The sequence below is a fragment of the Streptomyces sp. NPDC001568 genome (assembly GCF_042893755.1).
In the GTDB taxonomy this organism is placed as follows: Bacteria; Actinomycetota; Actinomycetes; order Streptomycetales; family Streptomycetaceae; genus Streptomyces.
This window is the reverse complement of record NZ_JBIAVF010000031.1, coordinates 1-14,634: the sequence shown is the minus strand read 5'-3', so window position 1 is coordinate 14,634 and position 14,634 is coordinate 1. Positions and strand designations below refer to the sequence as shown.

Annotated in this window: 14 protein-coding genes; 7 read left to right on the top strand and 7 right to left on the bottom strand. The window is 69.6% G+C overall.

Translation table 11 applies throughout. The features are described 5' to 3' along the window. The first annotated feature begins 194 nt into the window (after nucleotides 1–194). The 5 genes from ACFY0I_RS37725 to ACFY0I_RS37705 all read left to right on the top strand — a co-directional run bounded on the left by ACFY0I_RS37725 (nucleotide 195) and on the right by ACFY0I_RS37705 (nucleotide 5,527). Nucleotides 195–1,388 carry a polyprenyl synthetase family protein gene (locus ACFY0I_RS37725; protein ID WP_388904195.1) on the top strand — a complete coding sequence of 398 codons (1,194 nt, stop codon included), beginning with the start codon at nucleotides 195–197 and terminating at the stop codon, nucleotides 1,386–1,388. Further along, nucleotides 1,385–2,923, top strand: a complete 1,539-nt coding sequence (gene crtI, locus ACFY0I_RS37720; RefSeq protein ID WP_388904194.1) for a phytoene desaturase family protein — start codon at nucleotides 1,385–1,387, stop codon at nucleotides 2,921–2,923. The genes ACFY0I_RS37725 and crtI overlap by 4 nt, the downstream gene beginning before the upstream one ends. Next, nucleotides 2,920–3,903 carry a phytoene/squalene synthase family protein gene (locus ACFY0I_RS37715; protein WP_388904192.1) on the top strand — a complete coding sequence of 328 codons (984 nt, stop codon included), beginning with the start codon at nucleotides 2,920–2,922 and terminating at the stop codon, nucleotides 3,901–3,903. Before crtI ends, ACFY0I_RS37715 begins: the two co-directional genes overlap by 4 nt. Then, nucleotides 3,900–4,889 carry a DUF5914 domain-containing protein gene (locus ACFY0I_RS37710; protein ID WP_388904191.1) on the top strand — a complete coding sequence of 330 codons (990 nt, stop codon included), beginning with the start codon at nucleotides 3,900–3,902 and terminating at the stop codon, nucleotides 4,887–4,889. The genes ACFY0I_RS37715 and ACFY0I_RS37710 overlap by 4 nt, the downstream gene beginning before the upstream one ends. A 209-nt stretch (nucleotides 4,890–5,098) precedes the next feature. Then, complete coding sequence (locus ACFY0I_RS37705) at nucleotides 5,099–5,527, top strand: hypothetical protein (RefSeq protein WP_388904190.1); 429 nt, start codon at nucleotides 5,099–5,101, stop codon at nucleotides 5,525–5,527. Between the two features lie 237 nt (nucleotides 5,528–5,764). On the opposite strand, the gene ACFY0I_RS37700 is transcribed toward ACFY0I_RS37705, so the two are convergent. The 4 genes from ACFY0I_RS37700 to ACFY0I_RS37685 form a co-directional block, all read right to left on the bottom strand. Continuing rightward, nucleotides 5,765–7,342, bottom strand: coding sequence for an FAD-dependent oxidoreductase (locus ACFY0I_RS37700; RefSeq protein WP_388904189.1), 1,578 nt, complete (start codon nucleotides 7,340–7,342; stop codon nucleotides 5,765–5,767). Then, nucleotides 7,339–8,046, bottom strand: coding sequence for a class I SAM-dependent methyltransferase (locus ACFY0I_RS37695; RefSeq protein ID WP_388904187.1), 708 nt, complete (start codon nucleotides 8,044–8,046; stop codon nucleotides 7,339–7,341). The genes ACFY0I_RS37700 and ACFY0I_RS37695 overlap by 4 nt, the downstream gene beginning before the upstream one ends. Before the next feature lie 9 nt (nucleotides 8,047–8,055). Next, nucleotides 8,056–9,249 (bottom strand): lycopene cyclase family protein, encoded by a 1,194-nt coding sequence (locus ACFY0I_RS37690; protein WP_388904186.1) that lies wholly within the window; start codon nucleotides 9,247–9,249, stop codon nucleotides 8,056–8,058. Between the two features lie 650 nt (nucleotides 9,250–9,899). Then, the gene (locus ACFY0I_RS37685; RefSeq protein WP_388904185.1) at nucleotides 9,900–10,436 is read right to left on the bottom strand and encodes a transaldolase family protein; all 537 of its coding nucleotides are present in this window, start codon (nucleotides 10,434–10,436) and stop codon (nucleotides 9,900–9,902) included. A gap of 625 nt (nucleotides 10,437–11,061) precedes the next feature. Here ACFY0I_RS37685 and ACFY0I_RS37680 point away from each other — a divergent pair. Beyond that, on the top strand, nucleotides 11,062–11,250 hold the full coding sequence (locus ACFY0I_RS37680; RefSeq protein ID WP_388904184.1) for a hypothetical protein: 189 nt from the start codon (nucleotides 11,062–11,064) through the stop codon (nucleotides 11,248–11,250). Nucleotides 11,251–11,639: 389 nt separating this feature from the next. Here the strand turns inward: ACFY0I_RS37680 and ACFY0I_RS37675 are convergent, their stop codons facing one another. Further along, a complete protein-coding gene (locus ACFY0I_RS37675; RefSeq protein ID WP_388904182.1) occupies nucleotides 11,640–12,347 on the bottom strand; it encodes a hypothetical protein in 708 nt (235 codons plus the stop codon). 804 nt (nucleotides 12,348–13,151) lie between these two features. Here ACFY0I_RS37675 and ACFY0I_RS37670 point away from each other — a divergent pair. Then, the gene (locus ACFY0I_RS37670; protein ID WP_388904181.1) at nucleotides 13,152–13,307 is read left to right on the top strand and encodes a hypothetical protein; all 156 of its coding nucleotides are present in this window, start codon (nucleotides 13,152–13,154) and stop codon (nucleotides 13,305–13,307) included. Nucleotides 13,308–13,486: 179 nt separating this feature from the next. On the opposite strand, the gene ACFY0I_RS37665 is transcribed toward ACFY0I_RS37670, so the two are convergent. Continuing rightward, a complete protein-coding gene (locus tag ACFY0I_RS37665) occupies nucleotides 13,487–13,990 on the bottom strand; it encodes a hypothetical protein (protein ID WP_388904180.1) in 504 nt (167 codons plus the stop codon). Then, the gene (locus tag ACFY0I_RS37660; RefSeq protein ID WP_388904179.1) at nucleotides 13,984–14,214 is read right to left on the bottom strand and encodes a helicase-related protein; all 231 of its coding nucleotides are present in this window, start codon (nucleotides 14,212–14,214) and stop codon (nucleotides 13,984–13,986) included. The genes ACFY0I_RS37665 and ACFY0I_RS37660 overlap by 7 nt, the downstream gene beginning before the upstream one ends. Between the last annotated feature and the right edge of the window lie 420 nt (nucleotides 14,215–14,634).

Below are 14,634 nucleotides of genomic sequence, written 5' to 3'. Positions count from 1 at the left end.
TTGCCTGTCAGGGGCCGACCTCGCCTCCGAGCAGATGCGCCCATCGGGTGGATTCGGCCGGGCACCGTGTCTGAGGCCTCCGTCAAGCGTGGGACATATGGGTTGCGAAGCCGCGGGAACACGGCCGAGTGCATCCGTCCGCCCTGTCGACGCGAAACAGGCGGCATACGCCACCTCACGACACGGAGGACCGAATGCAAGAAGTGTCGGCTGCGCGACATCCCACCCACTTCGACATCTCGCCCTCAAGACTCGCCGGCGCCCAGGCCGCAACGGTCGACGAAGACGTCGTCGCAGCCGTACACCACGAACTGAAGCTCCGCTGCGATGAGCTCATCGCGTTCGCCCACACCCTGGACCCGGTCTTCGCCACCGACATCGCCGAACGTCTGGCCGCCTACACCCTCGGCGGCGGCTCACGGATCCGCCCGCGATTCCTGTGGTGGGCCCTACGCTCATGTGGCGGATCGGACGTCGAAACACCCGCGGCCCTGCGCATCGCGGCGGCTCTCGAACTCATCCAGAGCTGCGCGCTGATCCACGACGACGTCATGGACCACTCCGCGGTGCGCCGAGGACGACCCTCCTTCCACGCGCAGCTCGCACTCCAATATTCGGGCCGCGGCCGGGAGGTCGCAGCTGAGTCCTTCGCCCACTCCGCTGCTGTTCTTGCCGGCGACCTGGCTCTCTCCTGGGCGGACGACCTGGTCGCGACCGCTGACCTCGAACCCAGGACACGCACGAAGATTCTGCATGTGTGGCGTGCCATGCGGGCTGAGATGGTTGCCGGTCAATACCTTGATGTGCACGGCCAGGCCACCTCGTCCCGTTCCGCGGTCCAGGCCATCCGCACCGTCTGCCTCAAGACCGCCCGCTACACCGTGGAACGTCCTCTCGCCCTCGGCGCGGTGCTGGCCGGAGCCGACGAGAGCACCTCCCGTGCCCTGGGCGCGGCGGGCCGGTGCGCCGGAATCGCCTTCCAGCTACGTGATGACCTACTTGGCGTGTTCGGCGATCCTGCGGTGACCGGCAAGCCCTCCGGGGACGACATCCGCTCCGGCAAGGCGACCTATCTGATCGCGCTGGCCCACACACGCGCCCAGGCCACCAAGCACACGTCCGTCACCGACCTGTTGGACTCCTGCCGGGGGGACGCCGCACTCTCCGAGCAGACCCTGGCGGCCGTCCGCGAAGCCTTGGTCTCCACCGGCGCCCCGGAGCGGGTCGAACGACGCATCGCGCGCCTGAGCCGCGCCGCCGAACACCACCTGTGCGCGGCACATCTGAGCGGGCCGGCCGCCGATCACCTGACCGCGCTGCTGCGTCAGATTGCCGCCCCGCGCCACCAGTACACCGCCGGCGCAGCCGACCCCGGGAGCCTTGGATGAAGACGATCACCGGGCGCACAGACCACGTCGTCGTCATCGGCGCCGGCCTCGCGGGCCTGTCCGCCGCTCTCCATCTTCTCGGCTCCCATCGACGCGTGACCATCGTCGAACGCGACCTGCTGCCGGGCGGCCGTGCCGGCCTCATCGAGGCCGACGGCTTCCGCTTCGACAGCGGCCCGACCGTGCTCACCATGCCGCACCTGCTCGAAGAGGCCTTCGCCGCCGTAGGCCAGTCCATGTCCGACCGCCTGACGCTGCACCCGCTCCACCCCGCCTACCGAGCCGGCTTCGCGGACGGCACCAGCCTCGACGTCCACACCGGGGCCCAGGCCATGGAAGCCGAGATCGAACGCTTCGCCGGAGGCCAGGAAGCGGCGGGATACCGCCGTCTGCGCCAGTGGCTGCACGAGATCTACCAGGCGCAGATGAACCGATTCATCGACGCCAACTTCGACTCGCCACTGTCCCTCCTGAACCCCGACCTGGCCCGGCTCGCCGCCCTGGGCGGCTTCGGCCGCCTCCAGCCGAAGATCGGCCGCTTCCTCACCGACGAGCGACTCCAGCGCGTCTTCTCCTTCCAAGCCCTCTACGCCGGCATTCCGCCCGCCCGGGCCCTGGCCGCCTACGCCGTCATCGCGTACATGGACACCATCGCCGGCGTGTACTTCCCCCAGGGCGGCATGCACGCCGTACCCACCGCCATGTCCGCGGCCGCCGCGGACGCCGGCGCCACCCTTCACTACGGTCAGACCGTCACCGCCCTGGAACGCACCGGCGAGCGGATCACCGCCGTCATCACCGACCAGCAGCGCATCCCCTGCGACGCCGTCGTCCTCACCCCCGACCTACCCGCCGCCTACCGGCTCCTCGGCGCCCGCCCGCGCCGCCCCCTCGCCCTACGTCACTCCCCATCGGCAGTGGTCCTGCACGCCGGGACGGACCGGACCTGGCCCGAACTGGCCCACCACACGATCTCCTTCGGCGCCGCCTGGAAGCAGACCTTCCACGAACTCACCCGCACCGGCCGGCTGATGAGCGATCCCTCCCTGCTCATCACCCGACCCACCGCGACCGACCCGAGCCTCGCCCCGCCCGGACGGCACATCCACTACGTGCTCGCGCCCTGCCCCAACACCACCATCGGCCCCTCGGCCACCTCCTGGAAGGACCTGGGGCCCCGCTATCGCGACAGCCTGCTGCGCGCACTGGAGCACAGAGGCCTGACCGGTTTCGAGGACTCCATCACCGCCGAGGCCCTCATCACCCCAGCCGACTGGACGGCCCAGGGCCATGCCGCCGGAACACCCTTCTCCGTCGCCCATACCTTCCCGCAGACCGGCCCCTTCCGGCCCCGCAACCTCCCCCGCGGCACCGCCAACGCCGTCCTCGCCGGCTGCGGCACCACCCCGGGCGTCGGTGTCCCCACCGTCCTGATCTCCGGCCGCCTCGCAGCCGCCCGCATCACCGGCCTCACCCGGCCACACCCCAAACGAACACCCGCCCCGTCCGCGGCGCCCCACGGCCACAGCGCATGACACGACGCGAACTCGACGCCGCCCGCATCACCGACCCCACCCAGCGTGCGGCCTTCACCCAATGCCGCCGCCTCAACGCCCGCCACGGCAAGACCTACTTCCTCGCCACCCGGCTCCTGCCACCCTCCCGCCGCCCCGCCGTCCACGCCCTCTACGGCTTCGCACGCCTCGCGGACGACATCGTCGACGACCTCAGCACCCCCACCTCAACCGAACACCGGGCTCGGCAGCTGCGGACGCTCTCACAAGACGTGCGCGCGGCCATGGACGGCGGACCCGGCCGCCATCCCGTCGTCACCGCAGTTGCCCACACCGCACACCGCTACCGCATTCCCCACCACTACTTCGATGACTTCCTCGCCTCCATGCGCGCCGACCTCACCGTCACCGACTACCCCACTCTCGATGCCCTTAGCGGCTACATGCACGGCTCCGCCGCCGTCATCGGTCTCCAGATGCTCCCGGTCCTCGGCCACGTCACGCCCCGCGACGAAGCCGCCCCCCACGCCGCGGCCCTCGGCGAGGCGTTCCAACTGACCAACTTCGTCCGCGACGTCGGCGAGGACCTCGACCGCGACCGCGTCTACCTGCCCGCCGACCTCCTCGCCGCCGACGGAGTGGACCGCGACCTGCTGCGATGGAGCAGGCGCACCGGCCGCCGCGACCCCCGCATCACCCGCGCCCTTCAGGCCGCTGCCGCGCTCACCCGGACCTTCTACACGAAGGCGGAACCCGGCATCGGCATGCTCGACCCCGTCTCCCGGCCCTGTGTGCGTACCGCCTTCGTGCTCTACGGGGAAATCCTCGACGCCGTCGCCCGCGACGGCTACACCAGCGTCCACCACCGCTCGACCGTGGGACCCGCCCGTCGCGCGGCCGTCGCCGCCGCCGGACTCGCCGCGATCACGAAAGCACGCCTGACCGCACGCCATTGCCTGCCGGACACCGTCGCCCCCGCCCGCGAGGAGCCTTCCCGATGACCCCTCGTCCCCGCCGCCTGCCCATCAGCCTGCGCCGGAATCCGGCGCCCTGGCACCGTCAGCAGCCGACGTGGCGCGCCGCCTCACCCCAGATCATCGCCACAGCCCTCAAGCGAGCCCAGATCCGGCCGACAGGAAACTGGTATGTCCTCGGGCCCAGCGCCGCCGTCCGTCCCGATGCCGCCTACGGCGCGACCGTCGAAGACATCGAGGTCGTGGCCTGGCGCGACGTCAACAATGCCCTCATCGCCGGCCCCGGCGCCTGTCCCCACATGGGCGCCGCCCTGGCCAAGGCCCCCATCCGCCGCGGCACCCTGGTCTGCCCCTGGCACGGCCTGGCCCTCAACGGCGCCCCATTCGCCGGCTGGCAGCCCTTCCCCGCCCATGACGACGGCATTCTGGCCTGGGTACGGCTCGACGAACACGGCGGCGAAGACCCGCTCAAAACGCCCGTGATTGGGTCCCGGCCGCCTGCCGCATCCTCACTGGCCACCGTCTACACCGCCACGGGTGTGTGCGAACCGCAGGACATCGTCGCCAACCGTCTCGACCCCTGGCACGGCGCCTGGTTCCACCCCTACTCCTTCACCGACCTCACCGTCCTCGACGACGGCGCCACCACCGACGTCATGACGGTGAAAGTCTCCTTCAAACTGGGCAACCGACTCGTCGTACCCGTAACCGCGCAATTCAGCGCCCCGGGCCCCCGCACCGTGGTCATGCGCATCATCGAAGGGGAAGGCATCGGATCCCTCGTCGAAACCCATGCCACCCCCCTCGGTACCGCCCACGACGGCCGACCCCGCACCCGCGTCACCGAAGCCGTCATCGCCACCTCACACCGGCCCGGCTTCACCATCGCCCGCACCACGGCCCCACTGCTACGCCCTTTGATCCGGCACGCGGCAGGACGCTTGTGGAAGGACGATCTCGCCTACGCCGAACGCCGCTGGCAGCTGCGCAGCGCCGGCCGCTTCCCCACCTGACCAGAAGGAGTCCGGTCGGTATCGCCCGAGCACGGGAGCATGGGCTGACCACCGTCCGACAGGCTACGGAACCCGGCTGACCTGCTGTTTCACCTGGCATACCGAGGGTGGTGATGTTGTGTGCGGATGCGGGCCCGTTGGCCCTATGCCAGCTTGGTACGAGTGGGGGCTGGGCCGGGGGGCGTCTTCCCTGAAGGGATGCATCGCACATGAACCGACTTCTCGCCACGGCCGTGAGCACGGTCGCCGCAGCGCTTCTCGTGGCCGGCGGGGCAGCCTCGGCCTCCGCCGCCGAGCCCACCGATGACGCGACCAAGCAGCTGTGCAGCAGCCTGACCGAACTCAAGGCCGACAATGCGAAGTTGCAAGCACTCGACCCGGCGACCGCCACCAAGGACCAGATCAAGGACGCGCACGACGCCGTCCAGGACGACTGGAAGACCGTCGCGGAGTCGACCGCGCAGTTCAACGCCGCACAAAAGGACGCGATCAAGTCCGCGGCCGACGAGGTTAAGAAGGCGTACGAAGACCTCCCCGGCGACACCACCGGGGCTCAAGCCCTGACCAAGCTCACCCCGAACCTGCAAAAGCTCGACACCGCCGTCGCGAGTGCCCAGACCGGCCTCCAGTGCGGCTGACCCGAACCCACAACCGGGCGGGGCGCACTCCAGCGCCCCGCCCGGTCGCGGCTCGGCCGCTGAGTGCGAACCGCACGCCTTCGCCTGCGGATCTACCCTGTCGGGCGACGACGTGGCCGTGCACGGGTTGCAGATCCGGCAGTGCTCCGGCAGGCCTGTCACCAGGATCCGGGTTCGCCTTCGCATTTACCGAGGCAGTGCCGAAACGACCCGCGGACCCGGCACAAGGCGGGCTGCCTAGGGGAAGGACGGTCCGCCGAACGCCGCTGTCGGCCGCAGGCGCCTGAGACCTGCCAGTGCCCGGCCGGTAGCCAGGCGGCCCTTCTGGGGAACCGTCCACAACGTCTCGCCCCGAACGCCCCAGCCTCTCAACAGAGCGTTCGCGGCGAGGAAGCCGCTGGTGGCAGCACGTTCCATCAACGCAACCGGCAACCCGGTACGCACGAGATCCCCGGCCACCACCACCCGGGGATCAGCGGTACGCACAGTCGGCCTGTCCCTGTAGCCCCCCACGGTGAACAGGGGGCAGTCCGCGCGCCATTCGTGGCGCGAGTCGATGATCTTTGCGTCCGCGGTCTCGGGATAGACCTCTCGCAACCGGGTCACCAGTCCCTCCTCGACCTGCGTTCGCGCCGGGGCAGGATCGACGGCATAGGCGTGCAGTTCCACCACCGAGCCACCGTTCGCCAGCGCCCAACGGTGTGCTTCGCCCTCCCACCGGTCCAGCACGCTCACGTTGTCCAGGCCGTCGTAGCCGCTGGTGCCCAGGAATCCGGGCCGATCCCCGGCCACCGGCCGCGACAGCCACAGACGCGACACCAGGAACGGCGGGGCAGTTCGCAGAGCGGCGATCCGCTCCCTCCACGGGGCGTCCACCAGCTCGGGTGAGGCGGCGGCCACCGTCTGCAGCCCGCCAGTGTCCAGGGCCAACACCACCGCGTCGTATCCTTCGCCGCCCGCCCCCGCGACGACGGTCAGCCCCTCCCTACCTGCCGGCCGGACCTCGTTCACCGCCGTACCCGTGCGGATTTCCACGCCGAGCCCGTCCAGATGACGGGCCAGCGGGTCCCACAACGCCTGAGGGAAAGACTCGCGTGGCACGTCGAAGAGCAGCCCCTCACTGGATCCCAGGAAATAGATGTGGAACATGAGCACCAGTTCGGCCGCCGACAGCTCCGCCGGGTCGGCGAAGAAGCTTCGGGAGAACACCTCGAACGCCAGATGATGCGCGGCCTCGGGAAAGCGGATGGCCGCCAGGAACTCGCTGGCGCTCGTACCGTCCAGCGCCTCGTACACCTGCGGCACCGCTACGTCCAGGAGCGGCAAGGCCGCCCGGGCGTCCATCCTTCCCAGGTCGCGCCACGTGAAGGACGGACTCTGCGCGATGAACCCAAGTGCGCTCAGCGGCGGCGTGCGCGGCACGCGCGCGAAGCTGTCCTGACCTCCGTTGCGGTGGCGCAGCGGGTAGTCCGCGAGTCCGGTCAATCCGTGCAGGCCCGGATCGGTCCGGCTCAACAGCGCCCGCAGGTTGTAGTACTGGCGGAAGAACGCGTGGAAGCCGCGGCTCATCGTGGTCTGTGAACCGTCGGCCAGCCGCGTCTGCCAGCCCGCCAGCCTGCCCCCGAGCTGCGCGTCCCGTTCGAACAAGGTGACCCGCACCCCGCGTTCGGCCAGCACGGTGGCCGCGGACAGCCCGGCGATGCCGCCGCCCACCACGGCCACCCGCCGCTCGCCCTGCTCCAGACGCGCCTGCCCGCCCGGGGCCTCGATCCGGTGGGCCCGCCGGTCCCGCCCCGGATACGGGTGCCCCTTCACGCGGCGATCCCGACGAACGTGTGTGTGATCCCGGTCTGCCACCCCGGCAGCGGTAGCACCCGCAACCGGGAAAAGCCGGCCTGCCGCATCCGTCCCGCGAACTCCGCCGCCGTGTCGAACCCCAACACGCTGTGCCACAAATGTTCATACAGCCGCGCGTCCCCACACGCCCTACCCAGCGGGATGATCACCGACCGACACACCGCCGTCCACAACATCCGGTCCCTGCGCTTGCCGCTGAGCGCGTACTCATGCACGCAGATTCGGGCACCGGGCGCCATCACGGCGCGCACCGACTTCAGTGTTCGGTCGGGGTCGGCCACGTTGCGAAACAGGTAGGCGGCGAAGACCGCGTCGAAGGGCCCCTCGACGTCGGCATCACCGAGCCCGTCCGCCGACGCCTCGACCCAGCGGACGCCGGGAGGCCACGGCTTCTCCGTCGCCCTCGCGAGCATGCCCGAAGAAGCGTCCACCGCCGTGATGCGGGCCAGTGGCGCAGCCGACAACAGGGCAGCGGTTGAAGCACCGGTACCGCACCCCAAATCAAGAACGCGGGCACCGCGCCCTGCGTCCGGCAGGGCCAGCCGCCGGGCGGAGCGGCGCAGGTGCCCGTGATAGCCGGGACTCGCCGAAACCATCCGGTCGTAGCGGGCCGCGGCGTGGTCGAACGCCTCCGACAGGGAATCGTCGCGCAGCAGGGACATGAGAGCCTTTCAGCGAGGCACCGGCCACGAAGCCGGCACGGACCGACGGAGCAGGGGGAGTTCGAGCAGCGAGCGCAGCATCGGCACCGCGGGCGTACGCAGCCCCACGTTGACGTCCTCCCACACGGAGGTATCTCCGTCGAGGAATCGCAGCACTCGTTCCGCCGGCACGGAGGAGAACAGCCGTGTGAAGAACTGCGCGCCGTCCACCCGCCCGGTGTCCAGGGCCCGGAGCAGCACGGCGTCCATCGACCGCGCCCGCCGTGCGTGCGGTGACGGCACGCGCGCCGGAGAGCGTCCTGCCCGCACGGCCCGGGCCAGGTGCAGACTGTGGCGCTGGATCGCGGCGAAGGTGTAACCGGTGGACGGCCGGGTCGCCCCGCCCGCCGCACCAATGGGGAAGACCCGGCCCGCATGGCGGCGGGGAAGGCGTCCGTCGCTCATGGGAATCACCCCCTGTTCCTGCTCGTCCACCACGTACTCACCCAGCTTCAGCACGTTGCCGCAGTAGTGGCTCAGGGCCCGCTGGTAGGCCGCTTCGTCCAGGGCGGCGGGGGAGAACTCCGTGTACTCCACCAGAGCGTCATGGCAGCTGGTGGGAAGGACGTACCCGAAAGCCAGGCCCCGCACGGGCTGGGGAAGACGGAAATCCATCAGGATGGCCGAACGCGGATCGAAGACCGGCTTCGAAGTACGGACGAACCAGCCCCGAAAGTGCTGCAACAGCGTGGTCCTGGCAGCAGGCAGCCGACGGGGCGGCCGCGAATCGAACACCAGACCCGACCGCAGGACCGAAACAGCCCCAGTCGCATCACGGCCCCACACCACGGCTTCGTCACCGATGTCCGTGACCCGCTCGACCGCGAGCTGCCGCACCACGACCCCCGATCCGCGCAGCCGCTCGAACATGGCCTCCTCGAACCGCCCCGACCTGAGCATCTTGTACCGCAACGCCCCCAACGACCGGTCGACAACCGTCCCGTCAGGCCCATATACGCGCAGCCGGTCCCAACTCGTTTCGAGCACATCGTCGTACGCCCCACCGCCCGCCTCCCAAAAGCACCAGGTCCGCTCCGGAGAACGCAGGGGCCCCGGAGGGGCCTCCACCACCAGGACACGCGGCCCAAACCCTGAGCAGGAGGGCGACCCGGCCAGGCGAGCCGCCAGGGACAGCCCTGCCGCTCCAGCTCCGACAATCGTCACATCAGCGTCCCAGCTCAATTCGGGCCTTCCGACAGGTGCGGCGACGGTCCGTCTTCCGACCCGGACGCCTGGACGGATGCAGAAAAGACACCAGTGTGGCCCCACCTGCCCCAGGAAGGTGGAGCACACACGCCGCAGATCCGGTTCGGGCTGCTGAACGCGTATGGCCGGCACTGAGACAGGGACAGGGACAGCCGATCGTGTCGTACCGGATGCTCCCCGGCATGACCCTCGGAACCTCAGAAAGATCCCTCCGACCTGACGGCCCTGCACAGCGTGTCCAGCCCCCGACCTCTCGACCGATCCGGACCTCCCCTCCTCGACCAGCTGCTTTGGTGACTACCGGGCCGTTGGAAGGACCGAGGAAAAGTTCGCCGCGCTGGTGGGCCCGAAAGGCGGCGCGATCCGATGGTCGAGCTTGAGCCACCCCGACGTACCGGACCGCGACATCCACGGCGAAGCCCTCAACGCGCGAGTCCCACTCCGGGGATGCATGCTCGTGGCCCAACCGGTCGGCACTCACTGATGCACTGGTCGTTCTTGCCGCGTGGCCGTGGGCCGGGATCGCATCGTTCGGGCTGCCGCGGCGGAGTGCAGCTCCTCCAGCGTGGTGCTCTGCTGTTCGGCTCGTTCCAGCAGCACGTCCAGGTCTACGGCGGTGAGCCGTTCGTCGGTCTCGGCGAGGGCGCGGAGGGCGCGCCAGCAGGCGGTTTTGCCCTGGACGCCCATGAGCATGGACTCTGCCTCGAGGACGTCGCTGAGCGGGGACCGGGAGAGGAGATGACCGTTGGTCTTGAGGCGGCCCCGACCGTGGCCTCGGCGTCCTGCGCCAGCCGCGGATCGACCTCGATGGAGCCCCGCCCGTCGCTGCCCGCGGTCCGTTCGTACACCGGGCTCAGGACGTCACAGGCGTCACGCACGTCGTCGGTGGTGAGGGCGAAGACCGCGTCGTCGACGCTGCTTCCCTCGTCGCCGAGGCGGCGCAGCTGCTCGTTGTAGCGGTCCCCCTTGGACAGGGCCGATGCGAAGATCGTGGGATTCGTGGTGACTCCCACGACGTTCTTGTCCGCGATTAGCCCTTTCAGTTCTCCACCCGCGAGGAGTTCCCGGGACAGATCGTCGAGCCAGACCGATACACCGGCCGCAGACAGGTTGGCGAGCGGGCCGGATTCAGCGGAGAGGGGCATGCGAAACCTCCAAAACGGTGCGGCACCACGCACGCTTGGAAGGCGATTCGGCTGAGGGACGAATTGCCGGCGGCGGCGCTCGACACGGTGGTTCCCTCCGCACCTGCCCGAATCGCCCTGCGGCAAGCGCATCACGCGGAATGGCGGCTTTGGACACCGGTGGTCTCTACTCCCTGCTGTGCGGCGGGGTAAAGACCGGTGCTGTGGGTTGGGTCAGCTACGGGGAGACGGAGCGGGCTTACCCGGCACCCCTACCTCCGGCCCTTGGACCGGGGTCGGACCACCGCGCACGATGTCGGCCCTGACCGGTCGTCGGCACCACCCGAGCCGTTCGCTGAGGGCTTCGAGCGAACATGGTGCCGTGGTACCAGCCGCCGAGCTGGGTGTGGATCTTGCCGCCCATGGAGGTGATGTTGACACCGATCAACCTGCACCGATGCGGGACGTCCGGCCTGCAGGGTGTTTGGACTTGTCCGGCCGGCGGGCCGTAGGCCGCGCCCACCGGGCCCGCGCCTGGCCGCAGGGCGAGGCATGGGGATCGCGCCAAACTTCAACACCAGGGCTAGGACTGCCGTGTGCGCCCAGGCCGGGTGCGCAGTGCTCCGTACGGTCGCATCCTGAAGACGTGAACAGCGTGCCCGTGGTCGTGCACCGGTGCCTTCCCAGTGATGGCCAGCAGGTCATCATGCGCTCTGGGGGACGCGAGGAGATCTTGGGCCGGGCTCACTCGGACACAGAGCTGATCATGTTCCTGGAGGCCGCCGGAGTCATCGAGGCGGAGAACGCGCTGGACGATCCGAATCTGGTGGATTAGCGGGGTGACCCCACGCATCAGTGGACTGGCTGAGCGGTCGTCGGCCGGACCTCTGTGGGTGCGCACCGTGTTGGGCCGTACACGTTCGTTCGCGTTCAGCCCCGGTGCGTCTTCCTGCGAAAACCGTGACGATCGGACCCGGGTGACACACCGTCTGGGCGGTCTGCGCGAGAAGGTCCGGGGTGAGGACGGTGACCAGGATCCGGTCGCCCTCAAGCCGCAGCCCGTGGCCGGCGGGGCATGGCCCGGTTCGTGCTCGGCGCGATCACGGCGCCCCATGACCGAAAGCCCAAACGCCTGTTACACCGGCGCGGCCCGTGCCCCGAGAGAGGCACGGGCCGCCACATCCTGCGTTGGTCCCTCCTGGCGTGTTGTCGCCATTGTTCAGATCAGGTGCCGGCTGCGCAATGCAGCGTCACCGTGAACACCGCCGACGAGACGCCCTGCTCCGATCCCTGCCGGGGAACAAGGAGTTGGGCCTTCACCGTGGGTCGCGGTTCCGCGGGGTTCGCGCGGGCGGGGGCGTTGACGACGAATGCTGGGGTTTTGGTGCTCGGGCCGGTGAACTTCATCGTGGGCTCGGACCGCTTACCGGTGTCCGGGCTGATCCACACGACCTTGATGTCACCGGCTCCCGTGCCGGTGAGAGTGCCTTCGAAGGTCACGGGAGTCGCCTGGTTGCAGTTGACCGTGGGGGTGTCCGGCTTGGTCGCGACCAGGTCGGCCTCGGCGATGTTGACGCTTACGGGTGCGGGCGCGTCCTTGCACGAGACGCTGGAGCCGCGTCCACCGTTGTGAGGTTTGACGTTGTAGGTCCCATCGCGCAGGTTCTTCGCGGTGAGGCTGCCTTGCGCGTCGACCCGCACGTCCGAGGTCCTGCCGCCGACCCGGCTGATCGTGATCTTTTGGTTCGACGGGAAGCCGGTGATCACCACGTTCACGTTGGACGAGGCGCCGCCCACGGGTTGCAGTTGGCATACCGGGGAGGCAGGGGCCTGCTCGGTCGACGGGGCCGCCTGGGCCGCCATCGCCGGGGGCAGGGCCATCGCGGAGGCCAGGAGTGGGGCGACCAGCGCACAACGACGTTGCCGATTCATACGCTTTCCCTCCATGGCAGAGATACTGCCGGGGTGTGTGCGAAATCAGGGATCGGGCTCGCCATGGCGGGTGACGCGAGAGGTGTCGCGGCAAGAGGGGCGCGACCGGCCGGCTGCAGACGTGGGATCAATGCTCGATGCCGACTGTCCGCGGGCACGGGCGGGATGACCGGCCTTCGTAACGGCCTGCGGCGGCCCCGCGCCATGGGGCTCCTTTTTCGAGAATACCTGCCGGCGTCTGGGGCGGCTCGTCAAGAGCACTGAGGCCCGGCCCAATCATGGTCGGACGCAGAATCACGATTCGTACGACGGACACCGGGCCGCCCCTGCCCTCTCTCGTAGCCTCAGGCCCGTCCCTGTCGCCCTCGGGCAGCGCGCTGCACCAGGTCGAGCCTGTCACGGAGAACATTCCACGTTCGCGACCCAGATCCGAGGCCGAGGCTCGGCCCATCGGCCAAGACCGCCACGATGCCGCGCCCCGGCAGCCGGCCCTCCCCCGTGACGTGCTGCGCGAGCACCTCCAGGCTTGTGGAACACCTCGCCGCCCGCGCCCGCGCCCGCGCCCGCGCCCGCGCCCGCGCCGGGCCCGGACGCCGCGACGGCCTTACGCGCCCGTCCGGCCTTCTTCACGCTCAGCTTGCTGAACGCGCCGGAGGGAACTGCGGACATGGGGTCTCGGCTTCTGTAGTCGTTTCAAGCCGAAAACAGGGAGATCGCTGTCTCGCTATCGTCTCGTAGCGAGGTTGCCCGGATGGGAGCATGCCAGCGAACGAACTTATCGGGCACAGGTAAAGGAGACAGGACGTGACAGACGGCAAGCAGAAGCTGGAAACCAAGCACATCCAGGGGCAGGTCATCACGCACACCATCGTCAAGCCTTCCAGCGATCTTGCCCTCTCCGACAAGGAGGAGGAGAAGCGCGCTGCCGCGCTGGACGAGGCGGACGCCACCTCGGAGTGACGGTGAGTCAGGTCGGGTGGGTCATCGAGGGTGTGCGGCGAGCGCATTCCCCGGTGCCCGACGGCGAGGTACGGGACTGAGACCCTGCACTGCGTCATTCGCGACGACTGGCCGCAGGTCCGTGAGCTCCTCGCCAAAGGCTTGACCACTGCACCGCCGCCAGCATCGTGGAATTTTCCCTACGTTCCGCGCTCTGATGAGCCCCTCTGTGCACCGGGAGGCGCGATGCACCGTGCACTCGCCCTGATGCTCTCCGGGATGATTGCCGGAGCGGTGGCCTGCGCCGGGGATACCAGCGTGACGACCACACCGGGGAGCAGCACAGCTGTCCAGGGGGCGTTGCCCGCCGTACACCAGGCGAGCCCAACACCGTCCCCCTCCGCATCTGCGATCGTGGGCTGATAGCTGATCCACTTCGCGACCAGGGCCGGGTCGCGGGGGGCTGCGCACCGGATCAGCAGCCGAGCTTCCTCCTCGCCGTCGCCCGGCGCCTCACCGATGAGCGACGACGGCTCCACGACGTGCTTCTGGTTCTCCTGGGGCATGGCTAGCATTTCCACCCGTTCATCATGCGCCCGGAGCCCGTTCAACACCTGAATCAACGTGCCGTACGACTTCGAGGAGAGAATGTCCTCGGGATTCTCGTCCTCCCGCAGTAATATCGGCACGATCAGCGTCACCATGTTCCCTCGCCGGGCTTTTGCCGCAGGGCCCGGCCGACGGCTTGGACGATGTCGCCGGCCGACCCCTTCGGGTCGATGAGAATCAAGTTGCCCACGACCCGGATATCGACGCCTTCACCCAGCACCTTGCAGTTCGCCAGGACGGCGCGGGCCCGGCCCGGCGCCCGAAGTCCGCCAACACGGCGGCCCGGTGGTGCCCCGGTTCGTGTTCGCCGCGCAGCCACCCGCTCCACACGGTCTCGGGACGCCGCACGGGTCCACCGCGTGCAGCCGGCGCGCCACACGGTCGAGCCCGCCGACGAACGCCTGCGCCTCGACTGTGCGGTGGTGGAAGGTGATCGTGGTATTCAGGTTGCCGGCAGGCGCCAATCGCGAAGGTGGCTGGCTGCCGTGGGCGTGCGTGTTCACACCGCGAACTGTGGCGGGCCTGCCGGCGGCCGAACCGGCCCGTGCACCGGGCCGGGGGTTGCCGCTCTAACGTGGTGGTGTCCCCCTGGCCTCGACGTCGTCGAAGAGGTTCAGCATTTGGCCCAACACCTTGACGCAGGAGGCCACCTCGCGGTCGGTGAGGCCGCCGCCGGTCTGGCGCAGTAGGGCGTGTTCGCGGGCGGTGGCGGCGGTGATGGCCGTGAGGCCGGCGTCGG

Excerpts from the sequence above, each read along its gene's own strand:
- ACFY0I_RS37695 (WP_388904187.1), bottom strand. The coding sequence starts at position 8,046 with ATGTCCCTGCTGCGCGACGATTCCCTGTCGGAGGCGTTCGACCACGCC.
- ACFY0I_RS37710 (WP_388904191.1), top strand. The coding sequence starts at position 3,900 with ATGACCCCTCGTCCCCGCCGCCTGCCCATCAGCCTGCGCCGGAATCCG.
- ACFY0I_RS37715 (WP_388904192.1), top strand. The coding sequence starts at position 2,920 with ATGACACGACGCGAACTCGACGCCGCCCGCATCACCGACCCCACCCAG.
- ACFY0I_RS37675 (WP_388904182.1), bottom strand. The coding sequence starts at position 12,347 with ATGAATCGGCAACGTCGTTGTGCGCTGGTCGCCCCACTCCTGGCCTCC.
- ACFY0I_RS37665 (WP_388904180.1), bottom strand. The coding sequence starts at position 13,990 with ATGGTGACGCTGATCGTGCCGATATTACTGCGGGAGGACGAGAATCCC.
- ACFY0I_RS37705 (WP_388904190.1), top strand. The coding sequence starts at position 5,099 with ATGAACCGACTTCTCGCCACGGCCGTGAGCACGGTCGCCGCAGCGCTT.
- crtI (WP_388904194.1), top strand. The coding sequence starts at position 1,385 with ATGAAGACGATCACCGGGCGCACAGACCACGTCGTCGTCATCGGCGCC.
- ACFY0I_RS37725 (WP_388904195.1), top strand. The coding sequence starts at position 195 with ATGCAAGAAGTGTCGGCTGCGCGACATCCCACCCACTTCGACATCTCG.
- ACFY0I_RS37685 (WP_388904185.1), bottom strand. The coding sequence starts at position 10,436 with ATGCCCCTCTCCGCTGAATCCGGCCCGCTCGCCAACCTGTCTGCGGCC.